We start from the raw sequence: 22,869 nt of genomic DNA, 5'->3' as shown, positions 1-22,869 counted from the left end.
TCGGCGGATTGCCCAACCGCCGCGATATCCGAGGAATGATCGATGAGCCAGTCCAGCCGCCCCGTCTATCTCAAGCTTCGCGACCTCATTGCGGCCGCGATCATCGACGGGCGCTACAAGGAAGGCGAGATGCTTCCGTCGGTTCGCACCATGGCCTCGGAACAGGGCGCCAATCCGCTGACCGTGGCGAAAGCCTATCAGCAATTCCAGGCGGACGGTCTTGTGGCAGTGCAGCGCGGCGTGGGTATGTATGTCGTGAAGGGCGCAGCCCAGCGGCTTTTCGCGATAGAGCGCGAACAATTCCTGCGCGAGGAATGGCCCGGCATCAAGGAACGGATCGAACGGCTCGGCCTCAATCCGCGCGAATTGCTGGAACTAGCCTGACTTCAGATTGGTTGTCCAAGTGTGGCGTCGCAACGTCGGACCGCTAAGATCAGGAGTTTATTGCGTTAGATTTATACTATGTTAAGCGTATGGATTGCGGTAACGCGTGTTTCGAATGCATCGGCGAACGATATCGCTGCAATCGCTCCGGCCTGAAGGTCAAACGCTCAACAGGCCGGTCTAACCTTTGCTGATAAATCCTCGCATCGCTGGAGAGATTGATGATACGTTCCGAATTGTTGCAAAAGCTGGGTGAGGGGAACCCGGAATTGCGCAGCGAGGAGATCGAGCAGGTAGTCGACCTGTTCTTCGAAGAAATCGCTCGGCAGCTGGCCGAGGGCGGACGCGTCGAATTGCGAGGTTTCGGAACCTTTTCGACAAGGGAGCGGGAAGCGCGCCAGGGACGCAACCCGCGGACCGGCGAAACCGTCGAAGTGGATGCCAAGCGCGTCCCGTTCTTCAAGCCGGGCAAGGAAATGCGCCGCCTCCTCAACGAGGATTGAAGGTCGCAGGCACAGCGCCGAAGCGACGTCCACGAAGTTTTCTTGCTCCGAAACCGCAGCATCGCTAGTTCCGGCAGCCGTTCCAAAGTGCGGGTGTGGCGGAATGGTAGACGCCGGGGACTTAAAATCCCCTGAGCTTTGCTCGTGCGGGTTCGAGTCCCGCCACCCGCACCAGGAAACTTATTCCGGCAGCAAAAGCGCTCCATCTTCGCTCCAATTATCCTCGCTTTAAGACATTTGGCCTTATCGCAGTGTAAAGAAACCCGGCACTTCCATCTGGACGTCGCGAATCGGGTATGTTCGAAGCATGTGGCCGAGGATCGCGTTCGATGGAGTTTCAGCAAACTCGCGCAGTAGTAGAAGAAGCGGAGACACAGTCCGGCGCCGACCAGCGCGGGGCGCAGCGCTATACTTCGATGATCCGCGCCGCCAAGCTCGTCTGCGCGCAGGGGGAATTCGTCTGCGTCATCCGCGACGTTTCCCGGACGGGGATCAGCGTGAAGACATTTCACGCCCTCCCCGAAAACCATGCCATGTCGCTCGAATTGCAGAACGGCGATACTTTCGAACTGGTCCTGGTGCGTCACGACGACAATCAGGCAAGCTTCCGCTTCAAGACTCCCATAACGCTCGAACGGCTGTTGAAGGAGGACTGGAACTTTCCGAAACGCCAGCTGCGCCTCGGCATCCTCATCCCGGTCCAGCTCATGACGCTGGCAGGACGAAGCGAAGCGATCATCAGCAACCTGTCACAGCAAGGTGCGCGCCTCGAGAGCGAAACGCTGTTCGCGATCGACCAGAAGGTCACGATCCAGACCCCGGCCTTGCCCGACATCCGCGCGACCATCCGCTGGCGCCGCGATGCCAATTATGGCTGCGTCTTCGAAACCAATTTCGCGCTGAAGGAATTCGCGCATCTGGCGGCCACCCTGCAATGCCCGATGCTCATGGAAGAGCAGCGCAGGCAGGCCTGAGCGAACTCGAACTTGGCTCCATTCTTCACCCGGGAACGCGTCGTGAGCTGCCCAAACACCGGTTTATCGGCGCTTTAAACTTTCCCTTAACCATTATCGTTCACTCATCTTTCCATCAGTTCGTCAAGCCGGACACGGCTGTTTCGGGGGGAATATATGAGAAGCGAGAACGCAGCTGCCGGTAATGTCTTTGGCGAAGGTCCGCAGGCGACGAAAGTCGATGTCGCGATCATCGGCGCCGGTCCGGCTGGCCTGACCGCCGGCTACCTTCTCGCAAAGCAGGGCAAGTCGGTCGCGATCATCGAAAAGGACGATCGCTATGTCGGCGGGATCAGCCGCACCGTCGAACATGAAGGATATCGCTTCGATATCGGCGGGCATCGCTTCTTCTCCAAAAGCCAGCAGGTCGTGGATCTGTGGAACGAGATCCTGCCCGACGACTTCATCCAGCGCCCGCGCATGAGCCGCATCTATTACGAGGGGAAGTTCTACAGCTATCCCTTGCGGGCGTTCGAGGCGCTCTGGAACCTTGGCATCCTGCGCTCCACCGTCTGCATGGCATCCTATCTGCGCTACAAGCTGTTCCCGGTTAAGGAAGTGAAGAGCTTCGAGGACTGGACGGTCAACCAGTTCGGTCGGAAGCTCTATTCCATCTTCTTCAAGACCTATACCGAAAAGGTCTGGGGCATGCCGTGCGACGAAATGAGCGCCGACTGGGCAGCCCAGCGAATCAAGGGTCTCAGCCTGTGGGGCGCCGTAACCGACGGCCTTAAACGCAGCCTCGGCCTAAACAAGAAGCCCAATGACGGGCAGGCCGTGAAGACCTTGCTCGAAACCTTCCGCTATCCGCGGCTCGGTCCGGGCATGATGTGGGAAACCGCACGCGACAAGATCATTGCGATGGGCGGCCAGGTCATCATGGGGCACGAACTCGAACAGTTGGCCAGCGACGGCAAGGGTGGCTGGCGCATGAAGGCGCGCGGAAGCGACGGTTCGATGACGATCGAGGCGGACCACGCGATCAGTTCGGCGCCGATGCGGCAGCTTGCCACGAAACTTCATCCGCTGCCGCAGACGACGCTGCAGGCGTCCGACCTCAATTACCGCGACTTCCTGACGGTCGCGCTGATGATCCGCTCCGAGGACCTGTTTCCGGACAACTGGATCTACATTCACGACGACAAGGTGAAGGTCGGCCGCGTGCAGAACTTCCGCAGCTGGTCGCCGGAAATGGTGCCGGACGAAGGCGTGGCCTGCGTCGGGCTCGAATATTTCTGTTTCGAGGACGACAGCCTGTGGTCGATGAAGGACGACGATCTCGTCGCGCTGGCCACGAGGGAGATGGATATTTTGGGGCTGGTCGATCCGGACAAGGTGTTCGGCGGGGCGGTCGTCCGTCAGGAAAAGGCCTATCCGGTCTATGACGGCGACTATGCTGCGAATGTCGACCAGGTACGCCGCGAACTGGAAGAGAAATTCCCGACGCTGCACCTTGTCGGTCGCAATGGAATGCACCGCTACAACAATCAGGATCACGCGATGATGACCGCGATGCTGACGGTCGAGAACATTCTCGCGGGCGAGCGGATCTACGATACCTGGTGCGTCAACGAGGATGCCGAGTATCACGAGGCGGGCGACGAGGGAGCCGAAAAGCAGATCGTCGCCGATCGCGGGACCGTTACCGAAGATCAGGCGGCAGCGCTCAATTCGCTGCGCGACGTGCCGACCCGCATCGTCGAGGACGAGCGCGAGACCAAGCGGCGCGACGCGGCCTGACGTTGGATACCGGGGGGCATGGACATGTATCCGATCCTCGCGCGCTTTATGGACTTGCGTCCACTGCGCTATCTCGGGGTGAGCGTCGCCGCGCTCCTCGTCGATGTGTCCGTTTTCTGGATGCTCGCGCAATCCCACGTCGCTGACGCATTGGCATCTGCCATCGGCTATTCGGTGGGAATACTGGTCCACTGGTTAATGTCGAGCCGGCTCGTCTTCGAGGACGGTGTGGCCGAACGGGGCCGCGCACGATCGAAACAGAAGGGCCTGTTCGCCCTGTCCGCCTTGCTCGGTCTTGGCGTCACGACGGCCATCGTAGGCGTTGCCGACTGGCTCGCCCTCGATACGCTTTTGGCAAAGCTCTTCGCTGTCGCCGTCAGTTTTACGCTTACCTACGTGCTTCGCGCGAAGATCGTATTTCGCCGCGCGACAGCGTTCGAGCCGGAGAGCTTCGCATGAGCGGCTCGGGCTTCGACGATCGGCGCATCCGCAACCAGGAACGACCGCTGCTGGCCGTGGTCGCGGTATGGGTGCTCGCCTCTTCGCTGCTCGCCGCCCTGACATGGGGGCGGATCATGAACGGTCAGCCCTCCGACCCGGACGACGTCATGCGCCTCGTTCAGGTACGCGACCTTATTGCGGGTCAGGGTTGGTTCGATCTGCGTCAGTACCGCCTCGCCCCGCCCGGAGGCACGTTGATGCACTGGTCACGCCTCGTGGACATACCGCTATTCATTGTGATCAAGGTACTGACGCCGTTCCTCGGCCAGTACGGCGCGGAAGTGACCGCGATGATCTTCATTCCTTTGCTGACGCTGGGCGCATGCGTCGCGATGGTGGGAATGCTAGCATGGCGGCTGACGAACCGGGAAGTGGCAGTCTTCTCCTGCCTTTGCTTCGTTCTCTACCCGATCGTCATGGTCCAGATGCAGCCAATGCGGATCGATCACCATGGCTATCAGATACTCGCCGTCCTTCTGTCGATGTGGGCCCTGTCGTGGCGCAACGCGGTGCGCGGCGGAGCAGTCGCAGGGTTTGCGATGGCCGCCGGGCTGCTCGTCTCCCTCGAGTTACTGCCGCTGGCGGCGGCATTCGGCGGTGTCCTGTTCCTGAGGTGGCTGCGCGATGCAAACGACCGGTGGGGCCTTGTCGGCTACATGCAGTCGCTCGGCGCGAGCATGTTCGCCCTCTTCCTCCTGACGCGCGGCATCAGCGATCTTGCTCCGCATTGCGACGCCATTTCGCCTGCATATCTGGCTTTCTTCCTGATCGCGGCCGTCGGAACGAGCATTCTCTCGGGCTTCGGACGTCTGCCCACGCTCGGCCTCGTCGCCGGATTTGCGGCAACAGGACTGGCCGGGGCCGCGTTCTTCGCGGTTACTGCGACGCAGTGTCTCGGCAATCCGTTCGGCAATCTCGATCCGCTCGTCTACGAGAACTGGTATCTGCGCATCCGCGAGGGGCAGCCGATCTGGGTCTATTCTTGGGATTTCGCCCTGCCGGCGCTCGTGCAACCGCTCATCGCGCTCTTTGCTTCGCTGGCCCTGTGGGCGCGGCACAAGGACTGGCTGCGGCGGTGGTGGCTCGATTACAGCATCGTTCTCGCCATCGCGATAGTCGCAGGTATTCTCACGACCCGCTCGCTCGCCTTTGCCGGTGCGCTTGGCGCAATCCCGCTGGGCTGGCTGCTCGTCGGTTTGCTGAAAGAGTGGGGCGGTGCTCGCTCCATCGCCAAGCGGATCGTCTATCCGCTGGTGATCGTCGCCCTGCTCGTCCCGATGAGTATTGCAAGCGCCGTTCAGCCCCATGTGGAAGCTCTTTCCAACGCCGATAACGACATCGAGACGACCAAGACCATCTTCGATACCGGCTGCGATCTCGACCGGAGCCTTCCGGCATTGGACCGCCTGCCCACCGGGACGGTCTTCGCCTTCTTCGACATGGGGCCGGACATCCTGCGCCAGACGCAGCACTCCATCGTTGCCAGCAGCCACCATCGCGCAGGCGCTTCGATGAAGGACGTCATTCTTGCCTTCAGCAGCAAACCCGATGAAGCCCGCACGATCATTGAGCGCCACGAGGCGGATTACGTCGTCATCTGCACCGATCTGCCCGAAGCGCGCATCTATTCCGAACTCCATCCCGGAGATGCTGCCCTGATCGACGGGCTCAAGAATGACGAAGCACCCGGATGGTTACAGCCATTGCAGCTTGCCACGCCCGGTTCGTTCAAGGTCTGGCGCGTCGTCGATTGATAGTCGTCGTCAGGCGGCGCGGAAATCCATCGCCACGCCGTTGATGCAGTGGCGCTTGCCGGTCGGCTGCGGACCATCGTTGAAGATGTGGCCGAGATGCCCGCCGCAATCGGCGCAATGAACCTCAGTTCGCGGAAGACCGATCTTGTAATCGGTCGAAGTGCCGACCGCCCCCGGCATCGCCTTCCAGAAACTCGGCCAGCCCGTGCCGCTGTCATATTTCGTCGCCGAGGAATAAAGCTCGTTGCCGCAGCCCGCGCAGAGGAACGTACCCTTCCGCTTTTCCTCGTTCAGGGGCGAGGTATAGGGCCGCTCGGTCCCCGCCTTTCGCAGGATGCGAAACTCCTGCGCGGTCAGGCGCTTGCGCCATTGTTCTTCGGAATAGCTGATGGGATAGGTGCGCGCATTGGCCGCGCCCGATCCGCAGGCGGACAGGCCGATCGCGGCGCTCGCGCCGCCGAGCCATGACAGAAGGCCTCGGCGGGTCGGGGAAGGGTTCATTGCGTTGTTCGTATTCATGCCGGCAAACTAGCAGATTGCGCCTGAACGATAGCTGGCAAAGGGCATATCGAGCGGCTTCCGGCCTATCAGAACTTCGACAGCGTAACTTCCAGCTTCCGGAATCCCTCGACGAAATTGGCGCGAACCCGTTCCACCTCACCCGTGACCTCGACGCGCAAGCGCCGTGCATGAATTTCCTCGAGCAGGATGCGCAGTTGCAGTTCAGCGAGGCGCGCACCGACGCAGCGATGGATGCCGTATCCAAAGGCAAGGTGCCGCCGCGCATTTTCGCGCTCGATGTCGAGCCGGTCCGCATCGTCGAACACCTGCTCGTCGCGATTGGCGGAGTTGTACCACAGGATGACCTTGTCGCCCTTCTTGATGTGCTTGCCGAACAGTTCCGTATCCTCGCTCGCCGTGCGCCGCATATGCTTCAGCGGCGTCTGGAACCTGATGCATTCCTGCACGGCATTGGGGATGAGATCGGGTTTTTCCTCGAACAGCTTTCTCTGATCCGGGAAGCGGTCGAATGCGTGGATGATCCCCGACATCGTATTTCGCGTCGTGTCGTTCCCGCCGACGATCAGCAGGACGAGATTGCCCATGAATTCCTGCGGGCTCATCTTGTTCATGGCGGGCGAGTGGATCATCATGGAGATCAGGTCTGGTGCCTCGCCCAGTTGCGCGCGCTGCTGCCACAACTGCTGGAAATAGGCTGCCATTTCGTAGAGGATGCCGCGCCGCGTTCCATCGAGATCGCGAATGCCCGCCAGTTCCGTATCGCCTGCCCAGTCGGACCAGAACGTCAGGAGATGGCGGTCCTCCCACGGGAAGTCGAACAGGATCGCCAGCATTTGCGTCGTCAGCTCGATGGAAACCGACTGCACCCAGTCGAACTGCGTCCCATGCGGCAATCCTTCGAGGACTTCTCCGGTGCGCTGCCTGATCGAATCCTCGAGCCGCTTCATTTCGGTCGGAGTGAAGGCGGGGGCGACCGTACGCCGCTGCCCGGTATGCTGGGGACGGTCCATCGCAATGAACATCGGCAGTTCGAAGGCTTCCTGCCCGTCCTCCGGTTCCGGTCGATCAAGGATGGTGATGCCGCCATGCTGCCAACTCGACGAGAACAGTTCGGGCAGCGATTCGACATGCTGCACCGCCTTGTGCTGCACGACGCTCCAATAAGGGCCATAGGGGCTCTTCTCGACACGATGGAGCGGACCCTTTGCCCGCAATTCCGCGAAGATCGGCTGCCAGCGATGCTCCGCGTAAATATCGCTGCGGCTTACGTCATAGGGATCGGGATGCTCGAACCGGGCGTCGGGGTTCTTCGTGAAATAGTCGGTTATTACCTCGTGCGGGGTGGGCGAAACCGTCCACCGATGCCCGCTCGAAAGGTCCGCTGCCTGCGTCGCCATATCCGTCTCCATCCTGCTCCGGTCGTCGCCGGATTGAGAAGGCATACTGCGCTTGCTTACATCAATGTCAATGGGCTTGCGTCAGGCCGCGCGGCTGCCTCTCTGCCAGAAGCGCTTGCGTGGCACCTTCGCCTGTCGTCCAGATTTCATTACCCGTTTGCGGAAAAGCGCCGCTCCCAGGCGAATGAAAAGGACGACGAACAAGGCCTGCCACGCAAGGCCGAGAAGATGGGGCCAGACGACATCGTCCTGCGCCGCGAGAGCCAGCAGCGCATAGGGCGAGGACAGCGGGAAAATCATGGCGGCGATGCCGATAGGCTGGTCGATCTGGGTAACGGCAAGGCTCGCCAGAAAGAAGATCAGGACCTGGCTCATGGTGACCGGCATGGACAGCGTCTGCACCTCCCGCACGGTGTTCGCGAGCGAACCGATTGCGAGGAACACCGAGCCCAGCAGCAGGTAGTTCATCATGAAATAGATGATGCCGAGCGCGATGAAGGCAGGCCAGCCGGTCGCTGGAACGGTCAGCGGCGGGATGATGTTGCCCGCGGCGAGGAACAGGACGCCGATCGCACTCGCCCAGACGGTTATGCCGACGAGGGAAATCCCGAGCATCGCGAACAGCTTGCCGAGGAAGACGGCATCCATCGGGATTGCGGCGGCGAGGATTTCGATGATCTTGTTCGCCTTTTCCTCGACGAGGTTCGACAGCACCATGCCGGCAAGCAGCATGGACAGCAGGAACAGAAGGAGCTGGCTTGCCTGCGCCGTGACGAGCTGGTCGCGGTTCCGGTCGGCGGTCGTGGAAGTCGTAGGCTGCAAGTCGATCGACGAGAATTCGGTCTGTGCGCTCTGCCGCGCCTCGGCCAGCATGACGGCGACCGCCCCTTCCCAGCGTTCCAGCTTGTCAGGCGACCCGGCGAGCACCGGTTCGTCGAGCGAGCCTGATAAAACCGCTCCGTAATTGCGTTCGTCGCTCCGCAGGATCGCCGCGGTATCGCCAGCTTCTGCCTCTACCGAAACGACCTCGGGCAAGTCGAGCCGCCCGTTTTCCGTGAGATTGCGACGTGCCGCCGTAATGCGCGCATTTTCTTCGGGCGAAAGACTGCTCGCGAGAACCGGCTGATCGACCGATTGCCTCACTTGAGTGCCGATCCCGCCTGCGAGCCCCCCGACCACCAGTGGAAAGAGGGGGCCGAGCAGGAAGAAGAAGAAAGCGCGGCTGAACAGGATGGCGACGAAATCCCTGCGCGCGACGACCCAGGCCGCCCGCCACAGAGGCAGGCGTTCGCCCGATGCGCCCCGTCCCGTGCCACTCATGCTGCCAGTTCCGCCTGCGTATCGGCTTCCAGCGCGCGGGCCGCCGCCTCTCCGGCGATTTCGACGAACGCGTCGTGCAGACCGGCGCGCTCGATGGACAGTGACAGGATGCCCGCCTGCCCCTCGATCAGCTCGCGCAGGAGCGGTTCCGGGCCGGTTTCCGGCAAATCGAAGCTCCACAAATGGGTCTCGGCATTCTTCACGTCATGCTCGGTATCGGGTGGCAGGGCCGCGCGCCAGCTGCCATCGCCGCGGCGCGTCTCCAGCCTGACCTGCGCCGGGATCCGGTCGCGTGCCTCGTCGACGCCGCCGGCGAAGGGAACCTTGCCGCCCGCGATGATCGCGATTTGCTCGCACAGCCGCTCGGCATGGGCGATAACGTGGGTCGAGAAGATGACCGTCGTGCCCTCGTCCGCCAGCCGCCTGATGAGCCGCTCCAGCTTGCCCTGGTTGATTGCGTCGAGCCCGGAAAACGGTTCGTCCAGAACGACCAGGCGCGGGCGATGCACCAGCGTTCCCAGTAGCTGGACGGTTTGCGCCATGCCTTTCGACAACTGCCTGATTTGCTTTTCGACCGCGTGTCCGAGGCCGTGCTCCTCGAGCATCAGCCGCCCCCTCTTGCGCCCCTCACCCAGCGGCAAACCGCGCAATGCTCCCATGAACGCGATCGCCTCATAGGCCTTCATGCTCGAATAAAGCCCGCGCTCCTCCGGCAAGTAGCCGACGGCGCGAGCCACCTCGTAAGGCTTAGGATTGCCGAGCAGATGCCGTTCTCCGGCATCCGGATCGATGATGCCGAGGAGCATCCTCAGCGTCGTCGTCTTGCCCGCGCCGTTCGGCCCGAGAATACCGAAAATGCTGCCTTCCGGGACGGAAATGTCGACCCCGTCCACCGCCACCGCGCCATCGAACCGCTTGACGAGGCCGCGCGCCTCGATCGCCAGCCGACGGTCCGGAACTGCGCGGGGATTGCCCCTTTCAAGAGGTTCGCTTAGCGTCTCGCTCATGGCGTCCCGGTTACATCCCTTTGTCGTAACGGAGCAAGGCCAAGCATGGTGAATCCGGCGCTAATCACCCAATTGCAGCAGTTTATGCAGGATGAGGCGGCGCAACTCGGCTTTTCCGCCATTGGTTTCGCCTCCGCCGAGACCGACGAGCAACGAAGCGCCAATCTTTTCAAGTGGTTGGACGAGGGCCATCACGCCAGCATGGAGTGGATGGAGGCCCGCGCCGACCAGCGCGATGCCCCCCGCCACCTCTGGCCCGATGCGCGCAGCGTCGTCGCGCTCGGCATGAGTTATACCCCGGCAGAGGACCCCCTCGCGTTGGAAAACGCCCCTGAAAAGGCACGCATTTCCGTCTATTCGCAAGGCGCGGACTATCACGACGTCGTGAAAAAGGCGCTAAAATCGCTCGCGCGCTCAATGATGTCTAAAGTGGCCTCAATGGCACCGAGCGACCAGTTCACATCGTTCGCAGATGTCGAGTGCAAGGTCTTCGTCGATACCGCGCCGGTGATGGAAAAGCCGCTCGGCGAAGCCGCCGGCATCGGCTGGCAGGGCAAGCATACCAACCTCGTCAGCACCGCCCATGGCAGCTGGCTTTTCCTCGGTGCGATCTACACCAACATTCCCTTCGAGCCGAGCCGTCCCCATGCCGATCGTTGCGGCTCGTGCCGCCGGTGTCAGGACGCCTGCCCGACCGACGCCTTTCCACAGTCCTACCGGCTCGATGCGCGGCGCTGCATCTCCTACCTGACGATCGAGCACAAGGGCCCCATTCCGCACGAGTTTCGCAAAGCCATTGGCAACCGCATCTATGGCTGCGACGATTGCCTCGCCGTATGCCCCTGGAACAAGTTCGCCGACACCGCCGCGCGCCACAGGAAGTTCCTGCCCCGCGCAGAGCTGGCCGCCCCTGCCATCGGCGATTTCCTTGACCTCGACGATGCCGCGTTCCGCCAGCTTTTTTCCGGCTCGCCCATCAAGCGGATCGGGCGCGATCGCTTCGTTAGAAACTGCCTCGTCGCAGCCGGCAATTCCGGCGAGCCTGCGCTGCTCGACAAGATCGAGCGTCTGACCCGCGATGCGAACCCCGTCGTGGCCGAGGCCGCCCGCTGGGCGAAAGGCGAACTTACAGCATCTCCTTGAGCGGAATATCCGCATCGGCCAGCGTTTCGGGGGCGATTTGCACCCCCGCCTCGACCAGCTTGCGCCCCTGCGCATAGTCGCGGGTATTGTTCACGCAGTCGAGCGCAATGACCTGCCCCTCGCGCAGATAGACGACCGAGAACTTGCGCGCGGCCGGGTCGCCCCGCACCACGGTCGTATCGAAATCCGCCGCGATGCCGACCGTCTGCAGGCGCAGGTCATACTGGTTCGACCAGAACCACGGAAGCGCCTCGTAAGGCGTCTTCGTGCCGCAGATCGCTCGCGCCACGGTGGCCGCCATGTCATGCGCGTTCTGGACCGATTCGAGCCGGATGACCGCGCCGTTGGCATAGGAGTTCACATGGGCGGCACAGTCGCCGATGGCGTAGATGTCGTCGAGCGAGGTGCGGCAGAACTCGTCCACGTCGACCCCGTTCGCCCCGACCGCGCCTGCGGCGATCAGCGCGCCGACGCTCGGCACGATGCCAATGCCCGTGACGACGAAATCGCAGGGCAGCACGGTGCCGTCGGCAAGCGTAACGGCTGCGACGCGGCCGCCCGAGCCTTCCTCGATGCTCGCGACCTCCGCCCCGAGATGGAACGCGACGCCCTGCGCGCGATGTTCGGCAAGGAAGAAGTCGGAGAGATCCTGTCCGGCCACGCGCGACAACAGGCGGTTGCGCGATTCGACTACGAATACCTCGCAGCCGAGCGAGCGCAGCACCGCCGCCGCCTCGAGCCCGATATAGCCGCCGCCGATGACGACGGCCCGCGATGCGCCATTGGCGATGTCAGACCGGATCGCGTCGACGTCCTCGATGGTCCGCACGGTATGTATGCCTTCGAGATCGGCACCCGGTATCGAGAGGCGTCGCGCCTCGCCACCGGCCGCCCAGACGAGCTTGCGATAGGCCATGCGGCTGCCGTCGCCGAGCACCGCCTCCTTCGCGAAGGGATCGATGGCCGAGACGTTCGTACCGGTGCGAATGACGATGTCGCGCTCTTCCCAGAACGATTCGGGCCGCACCCGGATACGCTCGAAGGATTTCTCGCCCGCCAGATATTCCTTGGACAGCGGAGGCCGTTCGTAAGGAAGGCTGCGCTCCCGCGTGAGCATCAGGATCGAATCGGTATGCCCGTTCTGACGCAGGGCGATGGCCACCTGAGTGCCGCCATGCCCCGAACCCACGATGAGAACGTCTGCCCTATCCATTGCGGGTGAGGGTTTGTCCGCGCGCGATGTTCGGGTCAAGACCGAAGGGTGCTGGCCTTGTCTCGTGGCGTACCGGATAGGAGCATTCCGGTCGACTGGTTCGAGATTCGCCCCCGAAAGGTCAGCCACGATAAATGTCCGGCAAAGCATGAAAGACACATGATGAGGAGCAGTGCAGTGGTAAGATGGTTCGCGCCGGTATTGATGATGCTGTCTGGCACCTTCGTCGCGGCACAGGAGCGACCGGTTTCCGTATTGGATTTCGGCGCAGTTCCGGGCGACGGCAGGGCGGATGACGAGGCGATCGTTGCTGCCCTGCGATACGCGCGCGACCGAGGTTTTAACGAGGTCGTCTTGCCGCAGGGCGAATATCTTATCGCGGCGCAGATGTCCTATGTTTCAGGGGTCGATCTTGTCGGTGCAGGATGTGGCCGCACGGTTCTGAAACGGAGCGCTGGTTCGCGTGGTCAGATGATGTTCGAACTCGACGGTACGTCCGATGCAAGCCTGCGCGGGATGACCTTCGAATATTCCGGAGCCCCGGAATTCTATCGTGCGATAGGCTTCAGGGGGGCCGGTTCGCAAAATATCGTAATCGAGCGAAATTGCTTCTCCGACCGAAACCCGACGGGTGTCGGAGGAGACCGCTGGGCCGTCGAGCTATCGGCAGAGGACAGTCCCAGCAGAAATGTCACGATCTCGAACAACGAGGTGCGCGGCAGGCTGCAGTTGACCGCCGGTGGCGGGGCGGGGGTTAGTCGGCTAAGGCTTTCCGAAAATACGGTGATTGGCGCCACGGCCAACGGCATCGGGCTTTCCACGCTCTCGGACAGTGCCGTGTTCGACGATATCGAGATACGTGACAATGATATCCGAAACTCTTCCAGCATCGGCATTTTTATCGGCCCGGATCAGCCTTACGCCGATGGCGGGAAATTCAACAATATCAGAATTATCGACAATCGTATCGACGGCCTGACGTCACGTTTCGGCTACGGTATCTTCCTGCGGGCATCCCGCAACGGCTTCTCGCAAGTGTCGATAAACGGGAATTCGCTGGACGGCGGCGCTGCCGAAAAGACGACCGCGATAAGACTGACCGACGATCACGGTAAGGGTCAGCGGAACTTTTCCGGGGTGCGCATCTGCCAGAACGACGCTCGGCGCTTCTCGCGCGGGCTATGGCTGGAAAATGTAGATACCGCGGCGATTGACGGTAATCGGGTGGATACGGGGCGGCCCTATCTCGTGGAGCCGTCCGTCAACCACGATGTTCGCTTCGACAGCGCCGGTGGCTGCTGAACGATGAGACGCCTCTCCCCACCCGGCGATCTTTCCGATTCGCATGCGAATACGGCGTTTGACTGTCCGGCGCGCAGGGTTCACAAGCGCTCGCGCTCAACCTAGCAAAGAAGAGGGGCACATCATGAAGTTCAGACTGATTACCGCAGCCGCATCCGCAGTCGCACTGGCCGGGCTTGGTGCCTGCGCCGAAAGCGAACAGGAAGCTCAGGAAGATTTCGTCGAGCAGAGCTACGAATCGCAGGAAGACCTGCTCGAAGAGCAAGCCGACCTTGCCGAAGCGCAGGGCGACGAAGTACAGGAAGAAGTCCTCGACGCCGAAGCCGACGCCATGGGCGAAGCTGGCGACGCGGCTGAAGACGCCGTCGAATAAGCCGACAGGCGTTAACCGGTCGGCATCGTCCGACCGGCTGAGAATTGGGGCGGCACCTGTCTTTGCGACGGGGCCGCCCTTTTCTTGTCTGGCGTTTGATTTTGACGACGGAGGGGCGATGGCTCCCCCTTTCGATCAGGCGCGCGCTTCTTCGACGCCGGCGGAATTATGCCGCAGCGCCTTCAGTACGGTCTCGACAATATGGGGCGCGTTGAGCCCGGCCTCGTCATACTGCTTCGCCGGATCGTCGTGATCCTGGAACAGGTCGGGCAGGCGCATCGTCCGCACCTTGAGGCCCGCATCGGTCAGCCCGGTATCGCTTGCATAGGTAAGAACGTGTGCGCCAAGCCCGCCGATCGCCGCTTCCTCGATCGTGACGACCACTTCATGGCTGCGCATCAGCCGGTCGATCAGTTCGGTGTCGAGCGGCTTGGCAAAGCGCATGTCGGCGACGGTCGTCGACAAGCCCTTGGCCTCCAATTCTTCCGCCGCCTTCTCGGCTTCGGCAAGGCGGGTGCCGAGCGAGAGAATGGCGACCTTCTTGCCCATCCCTTCCTTCGGATGGACGATCCGGCCCTTGCCAATCTCCAGCTTTTCGGGCGTTTCGGGCAGGGGAACGCCTGTGCCCGCGCCGCGCGGATAGCGAAAGGCGATCGGCCCTTCGTCATATTCCGCCGCCGTGTAGGTCATATGGACGAGCTCCGCCTCGTCCGCTGCCGCCATGACCACGAAATTCGGTAGCGTCGCGAGGTAGGTAACGTCGAAGCTTCCCGCATGGGTCGCGCCGTCCGCCCCGACGAGCCCCGCTCGGTCGATGGCGAAGCGGACCGGCAGGTTCTGGATCGCGACGTCATGGACAACTTGGTCGTAGGCGCGCTGGAGGAAGGTCGAGTAGATCGCGGCGAAGGGCCGCATTCCCTGTGCGGCGAGGCCCGCGGCGAAAGTCACGCCGTGCTGTTCGGCAATGCCGACGTCGAAGGCGCGGTCGGGATGCGCTGCCGCGAACTTGTCGACGCCCGTGCCGCTCGGCATGGCGGCGGTGATGGCGCAGATGCGCTTGTCGGTCTCAGCAAGCTTCGCCAGCGTCTCTCCGAAGACGTTCTGGTAATTGGGCGGACCGCCCGAAGATTTCTTCTGCTTGCCGGTGACGACGTCGAACTTGGCGACCCCGTGATATTTGTCGGCGCTGGCTTCGGCGGGTTCGTAGCCCTTGCCCTTTTGCGTGACGACATGGACCAGCACCGGCCCCTGCTCGCTGTCGCGCACATTTTCGAGGACCGGAATGAGGTGGTCGAGATTGTGCCCGTCGATCGGCCCGACATAATAAAAGCCGAGCTCTTCGAACAACGTCCCGCCCGTCACCATGCCGCGGGTGTATTCCTCGGCCTTTTCGAGGCCGTTCCAGACCTTGCGGCTCAGCTTGCGGGCGACCTTGCTCGCGAGGCTCCTGAGGCCGAGATACTCGCTGGAGGACACCATCCGCGCGAGATAGGCCGAGAGCCCGCCGACCGGCGGGGCGATCGACATGTCGTTGTCGTTGAGGATCACGACGAGGCGGTTGCCCGCCTGTTCCGCATTGTTCATCGCCTCATAGGCCATCCCAGCGCTCATCGCGCCGTCGCCGATGACCGCGATCGCCTTGCCCGGCTTGTCGTTAAGCTTGTTCGCGATGGCAAAGCCCAGCCCTGCCGAGATCGAGGTCGAGCTGTGCGCTGCGCCGAACGGATCGTATTCGCTCTCGCTGCGCTTGGTGAAGCCCGACAGGCCGCCGCCCTGCCGCAGGGTGCGGATGCGATCGCGCCTGCCGGTCAGGATCTTGTGCGGATAGGCCTGGTGGCCGACATCGAAGATCAGCTTGTCCTCGGGCGTATCGAACACATAATGGATCGCCGCCGTCAGTTCGACCACGCCCAGCCCCGATCCGAGATGCCCGCCGGTCGAGCCGACCGCATCGATCATCTCGGCCCGCAGCTCGTCAGAGAGCTGGCGCAGCTGGTTCTTCTTCAGTTTGCGCAGGTCATGCGGGGTATCGACGGTGTCGAGAAGGGGCGTATCCGGTCGGTTGTTCATGGGCAACGGGCATAGCCGCCCCGTGCTTCGTTGTCGATGAACGAAAGGCGAGGGTGCGCGGCGTCAGGCGCAGTCGCTGCAAATCCCGCGCAATTCGACGACCGGGCGAACGTCGCTGAACCCCTCGGCCCGGCCACTGTCGCGCAATGCGTTGGTCAGCTTGTCGTCGTCGAAATGACTGGCCGCGCCGCATTCGTCGCAGATGAGGAAGATACAGTCGTGGCGGCATCCCGGATGCGTGTTGACGAGATAGGCGTTCGCGCTCTCGATCCGGTTGGCGAGATTGGTCCGCACGAACAGGTCGAGGATGCGATAGACGCTGTTCGGCGCGACCCGCTTGCCACGCGACTTCGACAGGTTGTCGGCAATGTCGTAGGCCGAGGCCGGGCGCTCGGTCCGCGCGAGTTCCTCGAACACGGACTGGCGCATCCCGGTCCACTGCTCGCCCGCCTCGATCAGGCTGCCGCGAGCCGCGGCGACGAGGTCGGTGCCGGTGTGTTCTTCATGCGAATGAGCGTTCATGGCAGAACAATAAGCCTGCGGGCCTCACCCTTCAAGCCGGGGGCAACCGCGGGGAGCCAGACCAAGCGGTCAGTTGCGAACGAAAGCGGCGCGGTAATGTTCGGGATACATCGCCTTCAGCGAGGCGATCTTGGGCTTGTCCCAGCGCTGGATGTATCCGTGGCGCGGGTTCTTGGCCGCGAAATCCTGATGATAGTCTTCCGCCGCGTAAAAGGTCCTGGCAGGCCCGATAGAGGTCACGATCGGCTTCTTCCAGACGCCCGACGCTTTCATCTGCGTGAGATAGGCCGCGGCGACTGCCCGCTGTTCCGCACTCAGCGGCACAAGTTCCGCATTGTAATGCGCGCCGCGATCGGGGCCCTGCCGGTTCTTTAGCGTCGGATCGGCCACGACCGAAAAGAAGATCTGCAACAGTTCATCATACCGCACGAGCTTGGGATCGTAGGTAACCTTTACCGCCTCGACATGGTCGGTCATGCCGGACGAGACGAGGCTGTAGGATGCCTGCCGCTTCGTGCCGCCGTGATAGCCTGAAACCGCGCTCTTCACCCCGTCGACATGGCTGAACACGGCCTCGACACCCCAGAAACAGCCGCCCGCGAAGATCGCCGTTTTGAGCCCGGCCCCCTCGGATGCCTTGCGTTTCGCGGCAGGTGCCTCGACCGCCTGCTCGGCAGCGAGCGCCATGTCGCTGCATCCCGAAAGGGCGAGCGATGCTGCCGCGAGCGCGGAAAGAAGTGCCGTCTTGCGTGCTATCACGGAAGGATCGTAGCGATCGCCTGTGCGATGGCGTCGCCGCTCAACCCGAAGTCACCCGTCACGAGAACTGCGATGCCGCCGAGGAGGAAGCCGAAGCCGAACTTGCGGCTCAGATCTGATGTGAGGAAGGACATGGGCGAAACTTTCTGCTCTTTGGATTCAATTTTCCGGTTGCGTTATTGCTATTGTTTAACACGCATCCTCTTTCGAGATGGTGAACGCGCTGTTTAGATGACGTTCGGCATACGCGCCGTGACCTGGCTCACGATGAAGCCGCTGACGACGCTCGCGACGATTGTCGAAACGCAGCCGTAACAGGAAGATGGGTGCGCGCGTTGCGCCGATCAATGGCGGAAGTGGCGCATTCCGGTAAAGACCATGGCGAGACCCGCCTCGTTGGCTGCCGCGATCACCTCGTCGTCGCGGATCGAACCGCCCGGCTGGATGACCGCCGTCGCCCCGGCCTCCGCGGCGGCAAGCAATCCGTCGGCAAAGGGGAAGAACGCATCGGAGGCGACCGCGCTGCCTTTCGTGCGCGGCTCGGACCAGCCATAGGTCTCGGCTGCTTCCGCCGCCTTCATCGCAGCGATGCGCGAACTGTCGCGCCGGTTCATCTGCCCTGCGCCGATGCCGGCGGTCGTACCGTCCTTGGCATAGACGATTGCGTTCGACTTCACGTGCCGCGCCACGGTCCAGGCGAACAGGCAGTCCTTCAACTCCTGCTCGGTCGGCTCGCGCTCGGTCACGACCTTCAGGTCCTCTGCCGCAATCGCACCGTTGTCGCGCGTCTGAACGAGCAGCCCGCCCGCAATGACAACCTGGCTGATGCCCGGACGGCGGGGGTCGGGCAGGCCGTCCGTGATGAGCAGGCGCAGGTTCTTCTTCTTCGCGAAAGCGGCGCGGGCGTCGTCATCCGCGCCGGGCGCGACCACGACTTCGGTGAAAATCTTGCAGATCGCTTCTGCCGTGGGTCCGTCGAGCGGACGGTTTGCCGCGACGATCCCGCCGAATGCCGATACGCTGTCGCAGGCGAGCGCCGCTTCCCATGCCTCCAGCAGCGTTTCCGCTTGCGCCACGCCGCAGGGATTGGCGTGCTTCACGATGACGATGGCCGGCTCGCCCCCTGAAAATTCCCCGGCCAGTTCGAGCGCTGCATTGGCGTCATTGTAATTGTTGTAGCTGAGTTCCTTGCCCTGCACCTGCTCGGCTTGCGGCAGTCCGGGCGAAAGGACCCGCTGCGGAACGTAGAGCGCTGCCTTCTGGTGCGGGTTCTCGCCATAGCGCAGGGAGGAATGAAGGCGCGAGGCCATCGCGCGCCGCTCGGGGAATGTCTCGCCCTGATCGGCATAGGCGAACCACTGGCTGATCGCGGCATCGTAGGCGGCGGTCGCGGCAAAGGCCTTCGCCGCCATGCGCTTGCGGAATTCGGACGAGGTTGCGCCCGACCGCTCGCCGAGTTCAGCGGCCAGCGCATCGTAATCGGCCGGATCGGTGACGATCGTCACATAGGCGTGGTTCTTCGCCGCGCTGCGCACCATGCTCGGTCCGCCGATGTCGATATTCTCGATGATTTCGGCCCGCTCCGCACCCTTCGCCACGGTATCCTCGAACGGGTAGAGATTGACCACCACCAGATCGATTGCCCCGATGCCGTGCGCGTCCATCGCGGCCGCGTGTTCGGGGTCGTCGCGCACGGCGAGCAGGCCGCCATGCACCATCGGGTGCAGCGTCTTCACCCGTCCGTCCATCATTTCGGGAAAGCCGGTGATCTCCGACACGTCCTTCACGGCAAGGCCCGCCTCGCGCAACGCCTTCGCCGTGCCGCCCGTTGATACGAGTTCGACACCGTGATCCGCGAGCGATTTGCCGAGTTCGACGAGGCCCGTCTTGTCGGAAACGGACAGCAGCGCCCGCTTTACGGTTACGTCGTTCACGTCACTCATCCCATTTTCTTGAACAGCCAGGGGAAACGCCCGCCGCCGCGCGAGATCAGCCCGCTGATTACCAGTTGCTGCGTCGGATGGGGCCGCCCCTGTCCGTCGATCCAGAGGCTTTCCTCGATCTGCAATTCGCCTTCGTCCCCGTCGCTGCCGAACCGCATCTGCCAGTAGGTGCCGTCCGGCAGGGCAAGACCCGCGCCGCGCCCGTCCTCCGACAGGCCTGCCTCGATGCCATGGGCAAGATGGAACCGGATGGCGAAGCCGATCTTGCCGCGCTTGCCCTTCTTGCCCGACGGAATGAGCACGTCCTCGCCGCGCAATTCCTCGCCATCGTCGCGCAGCATCAGGATCCGCTTGTGAACGAGCCCGTAGCGCGAGGCATAGCCGTCATGGCTCGCCTCGAGCTTGGTCGCGCCCGTATCGCCCCGGCGGACGGTCGAGCGCGCGATATCGACTTCCTCGACGCCCTTGCCGATCTGCCCCTTGATGAGGATCGCGGTCGAGTTCGCATCGTCGAGCGTCAGCGTGGAATGGGCCGCCGTCGCGCGCAGGCCTTGTTCGATCCGAACCGGGGTGAGGCCGCCCGCACATTCCGCTCCGCCGCAATTGACGATGATCCGGCTTGCCGCGTGCGAGAACTCGAAGGCCAGCGTCGATGCGCAACCGAAGCGCGCATGGCGGCTGGACGGCGGCGGGGCGGCATCGAATTGTAGGTTTGCCTTGCGCGCCGTGACCAGCTGATAGCCCCATTGGCGCATGTCCTTGCCGGGCCGGGCACGAATACCGCTCGCATCGAGCAGCGCGGCGACCTTTTCCGCAGTGACCGCCGGGGCACCCTGCCAACTGCCGAGACCGCCGTCGCCATGGCGCAGGGTGAGCAGCGGCGGGACGAGCAGCGCCGTCATCGTTTCGATCGCGGGAGGCATTTCCCGCTCAGCCGCGGCATAGACGGCGGTAAGATCGACGAGCATGGCGATTGCGTCCATCTGCGCCACCGGACTGCGCGACAAGACGCCTCCGTCCTCGCTTGCAAGATCGCCCAGGGCGCGCACGAGGCCAGCTTCTCCGAACAGCCGCCGCGCCTTGCCCTCCGCCATCAGGAGGCCCGCCGCCGTGATGCCAACCCAGCCGGCGAGCCGCCCGAGATTGTCGTCCGCCGCCTTGACGTTGCGGTCGAGCCAGCGGGCGGTCCGCTCCATCTCGGCCAGCAGGCGGTCGCGCTCCCGCTCGTTCGCGCCGGTGAGCAGGATATGCGCAAAGACGAGCCAGTTCGTCAGGCGGCGTCCGGCATTCTCGACTGTCCAGGCCGTGCCTTTCGTATGCTCGCGATTGGCGTCGAGCCAGGCCTTCAGAACGCGCTGGGCAGGGGCGGCACATTGTTCGCACGGCGCGCTGCTGGAGAGATCGCGCAGCCAGGTGAAGCCGTGGATCGCCCGCTGGAAGGGCGGCGTCAGGCGCGAGGAGGATTCCATCGCGACCTGGCTAATCGGGGCCTTGAGCCCGCAAACGAGGAAATGCCCTGCGCGCAAGGCGACACCTGCCGAGCGGTCGCCCGCAAGCGAGGTCGCGACATTCGCGACGAGGCGCGGCTTTGCTGCCTTGCGGAAGGGCGCGGCGAGCAACTGCCCCGATACGCCGAGGCCATAGGCGAAGCGCGTAAAGGCCTCGATCGGATTGGCGGGCGGTGCGCGAAAGTCCGCAACGGTCAGCGACTGCGAAGGATCGAGGGGCGCGACCTTTTCGGTCAGCATCCGCGGCGGCTCCTGCAAATCCTTGACCATCAGGTCGCGCGCGGATCGCCTGCCTCCATCGAGCGGCAGGGCGGGCTGGATCGGCTTGGGCGCACGCTGCGCGCCCTTCCGCTGCTTCACGGTTTTCTCGCCCTGCTTTGCAGGTTTCGCGCGCTCCTGCTGTTCGGCAGCGGGAGCAGCCTTGTCGGCCTCAGCCGCCGCCCTTTCATCGTCACGCTCGCGGCGCATCCGTATCTCGCGGGGCAGAACCGTCTCGTGCGAAGAACCGGTTTGCTTGCCCATTACCGCCCCTTCAATGCCGCGATGTTGGCGGCGTAGCTGTCCGGGCCGCCCTTGAACGTCGCCGAGCCCGCGACGAGCACGTCGGCCCCCGCCTCGACGCATAGCCGCGCCGTGTCCGGATTGACCCCGCCATCGACTTCCAGCCGGATGTCGCGGCCCGAAGCGTCGATGCGCCCGCGGATGTCGCGGACCTTCGCCAGCTGGCTCTGGATGAAGCTCTGTCCGCCGAAGCCGGGATTGACGCTCATGACGAGGACGAGGTCGATCGTGTCGATCAGATAGTCGAGCGTATCGATCGGCGTACCGGGATTGAACACGACGCCCGCCTTCTTGCCGAGCGACTTGATCGCCTGCACCGTGCGATGGATATGCGGTCCGGCCTCGGGGTGGACCGTGATGATGTCCGCACCCGCCTCGGCAAATTCTTCGAGATACGCGTCGACCGGCGAAATCATCAGATGGACGTCGAACGGCTTGTCGCTATGCGGACGCAGCGCCTTCACCACGGCAGGACCGATGGTGATGTTCGGCACGAAATGTCCGTCCATCACGTCGATATGTATCCAGTCCGCTCCCGCCGCGTCGATCGCCCGCACCTCTTTGCCCAGCCGGGCAAAGTCGGCGGACAGGATGGATGGGGAAATGAGCGGTTCGGTCATGGGTCTGGTCGAAACGAAAAAGATGCGCTCGGACGGATGGTGCCCCGCTCGTTAGCCGAGCCTGCGCCCGAGTTAAAGGCATGCCTGGCGTCAAACCGTCATTCGCCGCCCCTTTTCCACATCGCTTTCCCGCGCCGCCCCGCTTCGGGACAGTGGGTTAATCGTCGACCTTGTCGCCGGGACGCGCCGCGCTTATCGCCGGACGACATGACGGCCCTTAAGAAACGCGACGACCGCTACATCGCGACCGAGGTCGATGACGAGCTCATCCTGCTGGACATGGAAGGCGGCGAACTGTTCTCGCTCACCGGAACAGGGCGGGAAATCTGGGTAGCGATCGACGGCACGCGCGATGCGGACGCAATAACCGCCGAGGTCGCAGGCGGTTACAATGGCGACAAAGACGCTATCGAGAGTGACGTTCGCACCTTCCTAAAGGAGCTCGGCGCGGTCGGGCTCGTCGAATAGCCGAAGCTCATACCCACCCGACTTGCTCGCGACATGAAACAAGGCTAGTCCGGGTCATCGGGGAAACAAACGACGATGCACGACTACATGGAAAGCCATAACCGCAAAGACTCGCCGCGCTGGACGAGGCCGCAACTGCGGCGGCTGGGCAGTGTCCGCGACATCAAGCAGCCCGGTCTCGACCTCAATCAGGGCGCAAGCGGCAAGGGCGTTCCGATCGCCAGCTGACGACGCGCGAGCCGGCGC

General features: G+C 63.1%; 23 protein-coding genes and 1 tRNA gene. 12 read left to right on the top strand and 12 right to left on the bottom strand.

Features of this window, described 5'->3' with window-relative positions; genetic code table 11:
- Positions 1-42 precede the first annotated feature (42 nt).
- The 7 genes from GRI38_RS08520 to GRI38_RS08490 all read left to right on the top strand — a co-directional run bounded on the left by GRI38_RS08520 (position 43) and on the right by GRI38_RS08490 (position 5,895).
- Positions 43-384, top strand: coding sequence for a GntR family transcriptional regulator (locus GRI38_RS08520; RefSeq protein WP_160682618.1), 342 nt, complete (start codon positions 43-45; stop codon positions 382-384).
- Positions 385-605: 221 nt separating this feature from the next.
- Positions 606-887 (top strand): integration host factor subunit beta, encoded by a 282-nt coding sequence (locus tag GRI38_RS08515; RefSeq protein WP_160682616.1) that lies wholly within the window; start codon positions 606-608, stop codon positions 885-887.
- An 89-nt stretch (positions 888-976) separates the two neighbouring features.
- Positions 977-1,061: transfer RNA gene (locus GRI38_RS08510), tRNA-Leu, on the top strand.
- Between the two features lie 155 nt (positions 1,062-1,216).
- Positions 1,217-1,861: a PilZ domain-containing protein gene (locus GRI38_RS08505; protein ID WP_160682614.1), complete on the top strand. Its 645-nt coding sequence runs from the start codon at positions 1,217-1,219 to the stop codon at positions 1,859-1,861.
- Between the two features lie 156 nt (positions 1,862-2,017).
- Positions 2,018-3,640 carry an NAD(P)/FAD-dependent oxidoreductase gene (locus tag GRI38_RS08500; RefSeq protein WP_160682612.1) on the top strand — a complete coding sequence of 541 codons (1,623 nt, stop codon included), beginning with the start codon at positions 2,018-2,020 and terminating at the stop codon, positions 3,638-3,640.
- Positions 3,641-3,664: 24 nt separating this feature from the next.
- Positions 3,665-4,099: a GtrA family protein gene (locus GRI38_RS08495; protein ID WP_160683294.1), complete on the top strand. Its 435-nt coding sequence runs from the start codon at positions 3,665-3,667 to the stop codon at positions 4,097-4,099.
- On the top strand, positions 4,096-5,895 hold the full coding sequence (locus GRI38_RS08490; protein WP_160682610.1) for a hypothetical protein: 1,800 nt from the start codon (positions 4,096-4,098) through the stop codon (positions 5,893-5,895). The genes GRI38_RS08495 and GRI38_RS08490 overlap by 4 nt, the downstream gene beginning before the upstream one ends.
- Positions 5,896-5,904: 9 nt before the next feature.
- Here GRI38_RS08490 and msrB read toward each other — a convergent pair whose 3' ends face one another.
- The 4 genes from msrB to GRI38_RS08470 all read right to left on the bottom strand — a co-directional run bounded on the left by msrB (position 5,905) and on the right by GRI38_RS08470 (position 10,141).
- Positions 5,905-6,396, bottom strand: a complete 492-nt coding sequence (msrB, locus tag GRI38_RS08485; RefSeq protein ID WP_160682608.1) for a peptide-methionine (R)-S-oxide reductase MsrB — start codon at positions 6,394-6,396, stop codon at positions 5,905-5,907.
- An 86-nt stretch (positions 6,397-6,482) separates the two neighbouring features.
- Entirely contained in the window at positions 6,483-7,814 is a 1,332-nt protein-coding gene (locus GRI38_RS08480; RefSeq protein ID WP_160683291.1) for a cytochrome P450, read from the bottom strand.
- A gap of 81 nt (positions 7,815-7,895) precedes the next feature.
- Positions 7,896-9,134, bottom strand: coding sequence for an ABC transporter permease (locus GRI38_RS08475; RefSeq protein ID WP_160682606.1), 1,239 nt, complete (start codon positions 9,132-9,134; stop codon positions 7,896-7,898).
- Entirely contained in the window at positions 9,131-10,141 is a 1,011-nt protein-coding gene (locus tag GRI38_RS08470) for an ABC transporter ATP-binding protein (protein WP_160682604.1), read from the bottom strand. Before GRI38_RS08470 ends, GRI38_RS08475 begins: the two co-directional genes overlap by 4 nt.
- Positions 10,142-10,186: 45 nt before the next feature.
- On the opposite strand from GRI38_RS08470, the gene queG reads away from it, so the two are divergent.
- A complete protein-coding gene (queG, locus tag GRI38_RS08465) occupies positions 10,187-11,284 on the top strand; it encodes a tRNA epoxyqueuosine(34) reductase QueG (protein ID WP_160682602.1) in 1,098 nt (365 codons plus the stop codon).
- Here the strand turns inward: queG and GRI38_RS08460 are convergent.
- A complete protein-coding gene (locus tag GRI38_RS08460) occupies positions 11,268-12,497 on the bottom strand; it encodes an NAD(P)/FAD-dependent oxidoreductase (RefSeq protein ID WP_160682600.1) in 1,230 nt (409 codons plus the stop codon). The genes queG and GRI38_RS08460 overlap by 17 nt on opposite strands.
- A 177-nt stretch (positions 12,498-12,674) precedes the next feature.
- Here GRI38_RS08460 and GRI38_RS08455 point away from each other — a divergent pair, with 177 nt between their 5' ends.
- Positions 12,675-13,799, top strand: coding sequence for a glycosyl hydrolase family 28-related protein (locus tag GRI38_RS08455; RefSeq protein WP_160682598.1), 1,125 nt, complete (start codon positions 12,675-12,677; stop codon positions 13,797-13,799).
- A gap of 124 nt (positions 13,800-13,923) precedes the next feature.
- The gene (locus tag GRI38_RS08450; protein ID WP_160682596.1) at positions 13,924-14,172 is read left to right on the top strand and encodes a hypothetical protein; all 249 of its coding nucleotides are present in this window, start codon (positions 13,924-13,926) and stop codon (positions 14,170-14,172) included.
- 135 nt (positions 14,173-14,307) lie between these two features.
- Here GRI38_RS08450 and dxs read toward each other — a convergent pair whose 3' ends face one another.
- From dxs to rpe, 7 genes are all read right to left on the bottom strand, one after another.
- The gene (gene dxs / locus GRI38_RS08445) at positions 14,308-16,242 is read right to left on the bottom strand and encodes a 1-deoxy-D-xylulose-5-phosphate synthase (RefSeq protein WP_160682594.1); all 1,935 of its coding nucleotides are present in this window, start codon (positions 16,240-16,242) and stop codon (positions 14,308-14,310) included.
- A 63-nt stretch (positions 16,243-16,305) separates the two neighbouring features.
- Entirely contained in the window at positions 16,306-16,764 is a 459-nt protein-coding gene (locus GRI38_RS08440) for a Fur family transcriptional regulator (RefSeq protein ID WP_160682592.1), read from the bottom strand.
- 69 nt (positions 16,765-16,833) lie between these two features.
- A complete protein-coding gene (gene msrA / locus GRI38_RS08435) occupies positions 16,834-17,451 on the bottom strand; it encodes a peptide-methionine (S)-S-oxide reductase MsrA (protein ID WP_160683288.1) in 618 nt (205 codons plus the stop codon).
- 68 nt (positions 17,452-17,519) lie between these two features.
- The gene (locus GRI38_RS13950) at positions 17,520-17,657 is read right to left on the bottom strand and encodes a hypothetical protein (RefSeq protein WP_202389928.1); all 138 of its coding nucleotides are present in this window, start codon (positions 17,655-17,657) and stop codon (positions 17,520-17,522) included.
- A 210-nt stretch (positions 17,658-17,867) separates the two neighbouring features.
- Positions 17,868-19,466, bottom strand: a complete 1,599-nt coding sequence (purH, locus tag GRI38_RS08430; protein ID WP_160682590.1) for a bifunctional phosphoribosylaminoimidazolecarboxamide formyltransferase/IMP cyclohydrolase — start codon at positions 19,464-19,466, stop codon at positions 17,868-17,870.
- Positions 19,463-21,496, bottom strand: a complete 2,034-nt coding sequence (locus GRI38_RS08425; RefSeq protein WP_237487463.1) for a heparinase II/III family protein — start codon at positions 21,494-21,496, stop codon at positions 19,463-19,465. Before GRI38_RS08425 ends, purH begins: the two co-directional genes overlap by 4 nt.
- Positions 21,496-22,155, bottom strand: coding sequence for a ribulose-phosphate 3-epimerase (rpe, locus tag GRI38_RS08420; RefSeq protein WP_160682588.1), 660 nt, complete (start codon positions 22,153-22,155; stop codon positions 21,496-21,498). The genes GRI38_RS08425 and rpe overlap by 1 nt, the downstream gene beginning before the upstream one ends.
- Before the next feature lie 207 nt (positions 22,156-22,362).
- Between rpe and GRI38_RS08415 the strand changes: the two genes are divergently transcribed.
- Together GRI38_RS08415 and GRI38_RS08410 are read left to right on the top strand one after the other, a co-directional pair.
- Positions 22,363-22,623: a PqqD family protein gene (locus tag GRI38_RS08415; protein WP_160682586.1), complete on the top strand. Its 261-nt coding sequence runs from the start codon at positions 22,363-22,365 to the stop codon at positions 22,621-22,623.
- 75 nt (positions 22,624-22,698) lie between these two features.
- Positions 22,699-22,851 carry a hypothetical protein gene (locus GRI38_RS08410; RefSeq protein ID WP_160682584.1) on the top strand — a complete coding sequence of 51 codons (153 nt, stop codon included), beginning with the start codon at positions 22,699-22,701 and terminating at the stop codon, positions 22,849-22,851.
- The last annotated feature ends 18 nt before the right edge of the window (positions 22,852-22,869 follow it).

Source organism: Parapontixanthobacter aurantiacus (assembly GCF_009827635.1).
Lineage (GTDB): Bacteria > Pseudomonadota > Alphaproteobacteria > Sphingomonadales > Sphingomonadaceae > Parapontixanthobacter > Parapontixanthobacter aurantiacus.
Note: the sequence above shows the minus strand (reverse complement) of the source record. Positions and strands in the feature narration are given on the sequence as shown.

Excerpts from the sequence above, each read along its gene's own strand:
- GRI38_RS08520 (WP_160682618.1), top strand. The coding sequence starts at position 43 with ATGAGCCAGTCCAGCCGCCCCGTCTATCTCAAGCTTCGCGACCTCATT.
- GRI38_RS08515 (WP_160682616.1), top strand. The coding sequence starts at position 606 with ATGATACGTTCCGAATTGTTGCAAAAGCTGGGTGAGGGGAACCCGGAA.
- GRI38_RS08505 (WP_160682614.1), top strand. The coding sequence starts at position 1,217 with ATGGAGTTTCAGCAAACTCGCGCAGTAGTAGAAGAAGCGGAGACACAG.
- GRI38_RS08500 (WP_160682612.1), top strand. The coding sequence starts at position 2,018 with ATGAGAAGCGAGAACGCAGCTGCCGGTAATGTCTTTGGCGAAGGTCCG.
- GRI38_RS08495 (WP_160683294.1), top strand. The coding sequence starts at position 3,665 with ATGTATCCGATCCTCGCGCGCTTTATGGACTTGCGTCCACTGCGCTAT.
- GRI38_RS08490 (WP_160682610.1), top strand. The coding sequence starts at position 4,096 with ATGAGCGGCTCGGGCTTCGACGATCGGCGCATCCGCAACCAGGAACGA.
- msrB (WP_160682608.1), bottom strand. The coding sequence starts at position 6,396 with ATGAACCCTTCCCCGACCCGCCGAGGCCTTCTGTCATGGCTCGGCGGC.
- GRI38_RS08480 (WP_160683291.1), bottom strand. The coding sequence starts at position 7,814 with ATGGCGACGCAGGCAGCGGACCTTTCGAGCGGGCATCGGTGGACGGTT.
- GRI38_RS08475 (WP_160682606.1), bottom strand. The coding sequence starts at position 9,134 with ATGAGTGGCACGGGACGGGGCGCATCGGGCGAACGCCTGCCTCTGTGG.
- GRI38_RS08470 (WP_160682604.1), bottom strand. The coding sequence starts at position 10,141 with ATGAGCGAGACGCTAAGCGAACCTCTTGAAAGGGGCAATCCCCGCGCA.
- queG (WP_160682602.1), top strand. The coding sequence starts at position 10,187 with ATGGTGAATCCGGCGCTAATCACCCAATTGCAGCAGTTTATGCAGGAT.
- GRI38_RS08460 (WP_160682600.1), bottom strand. The coding sequence starts at position 12,497 with ATGGATAGGGCAGACGTTCTCATCGTGGGTTCGGGGCATGGCGGCACT.
- GRI38_RS08450 (WP_160682596.1), top strand. The coding sequence starts at position 13,924 with ATGAAGTTCAGACTGATTACCGCAGCCGCATCCGCAGTCGCACTGGCC.
- dxs (WP_160682594.1), bottom strand. The coding sequence starts at position 16,242 with ATGAACAACCGACCGGATACGCCCCTTCTCGACACCGTCGATACCCCG.
- GRI38_RS08440 (WP_160682592.1), bottom strand. The coding sequence starts at position 16,764 with ATGAACGCTCATTCGCATGAAGAACACACCGGCACCGACCTCGTCGCC.
- msrA (WP_160683288.1), bottom strand. The coding sequence starts at position 17,451 with ATGGCGCTCGCTGCCGAGCAGGCGGTCGAGGCACCTGCCGCGAAACGC.
- GRI38_RS13950 (WP_202389928.1), bottom strand. The coding sequence starts at position 17,657 with ATGTCCTTCCTCACATCAGATCTGAGCCGCAAGTTCGGCTTCGGCTTC.
- purH (WP_160682590.1), bottom strand. The coding sequence starts at position 19,466 with ATGAGTGACGTGAACGACGTAACCGTAAAGCGGGCGCTGCTGTCCGTT.
- GRI38_RS08425 (WP_237487463.1), bottom strand. The coding sequence starts at position 21,496 with ATGGGCAAGCAAACCGGTTCTTCGCACGAGACGGTTCTGCCCCGCGAG.
- rpe (WP_160682588.1), bottom strand. The coding sequence starts at position 22,155 with ATGACCGAACCGCTCATTTCCCCATCCATCCTGTCCGCCGACTTTGCC.
- GRI38_RS08415 (WP_160682586.1), top strand. The coding sequence starts at position 22,363 with ATGACGGCCCTTAAGAAACGCGACGACCGCTACATCGCGACCGAGGTC.
- GRI38_RS08410 (WP_160682584.1), top strand. The coding sequence starts at position 22,699 with ATGCACGACTACATGGAAAGCCATAACCGCAAAGACTCGCCGCGCTGG.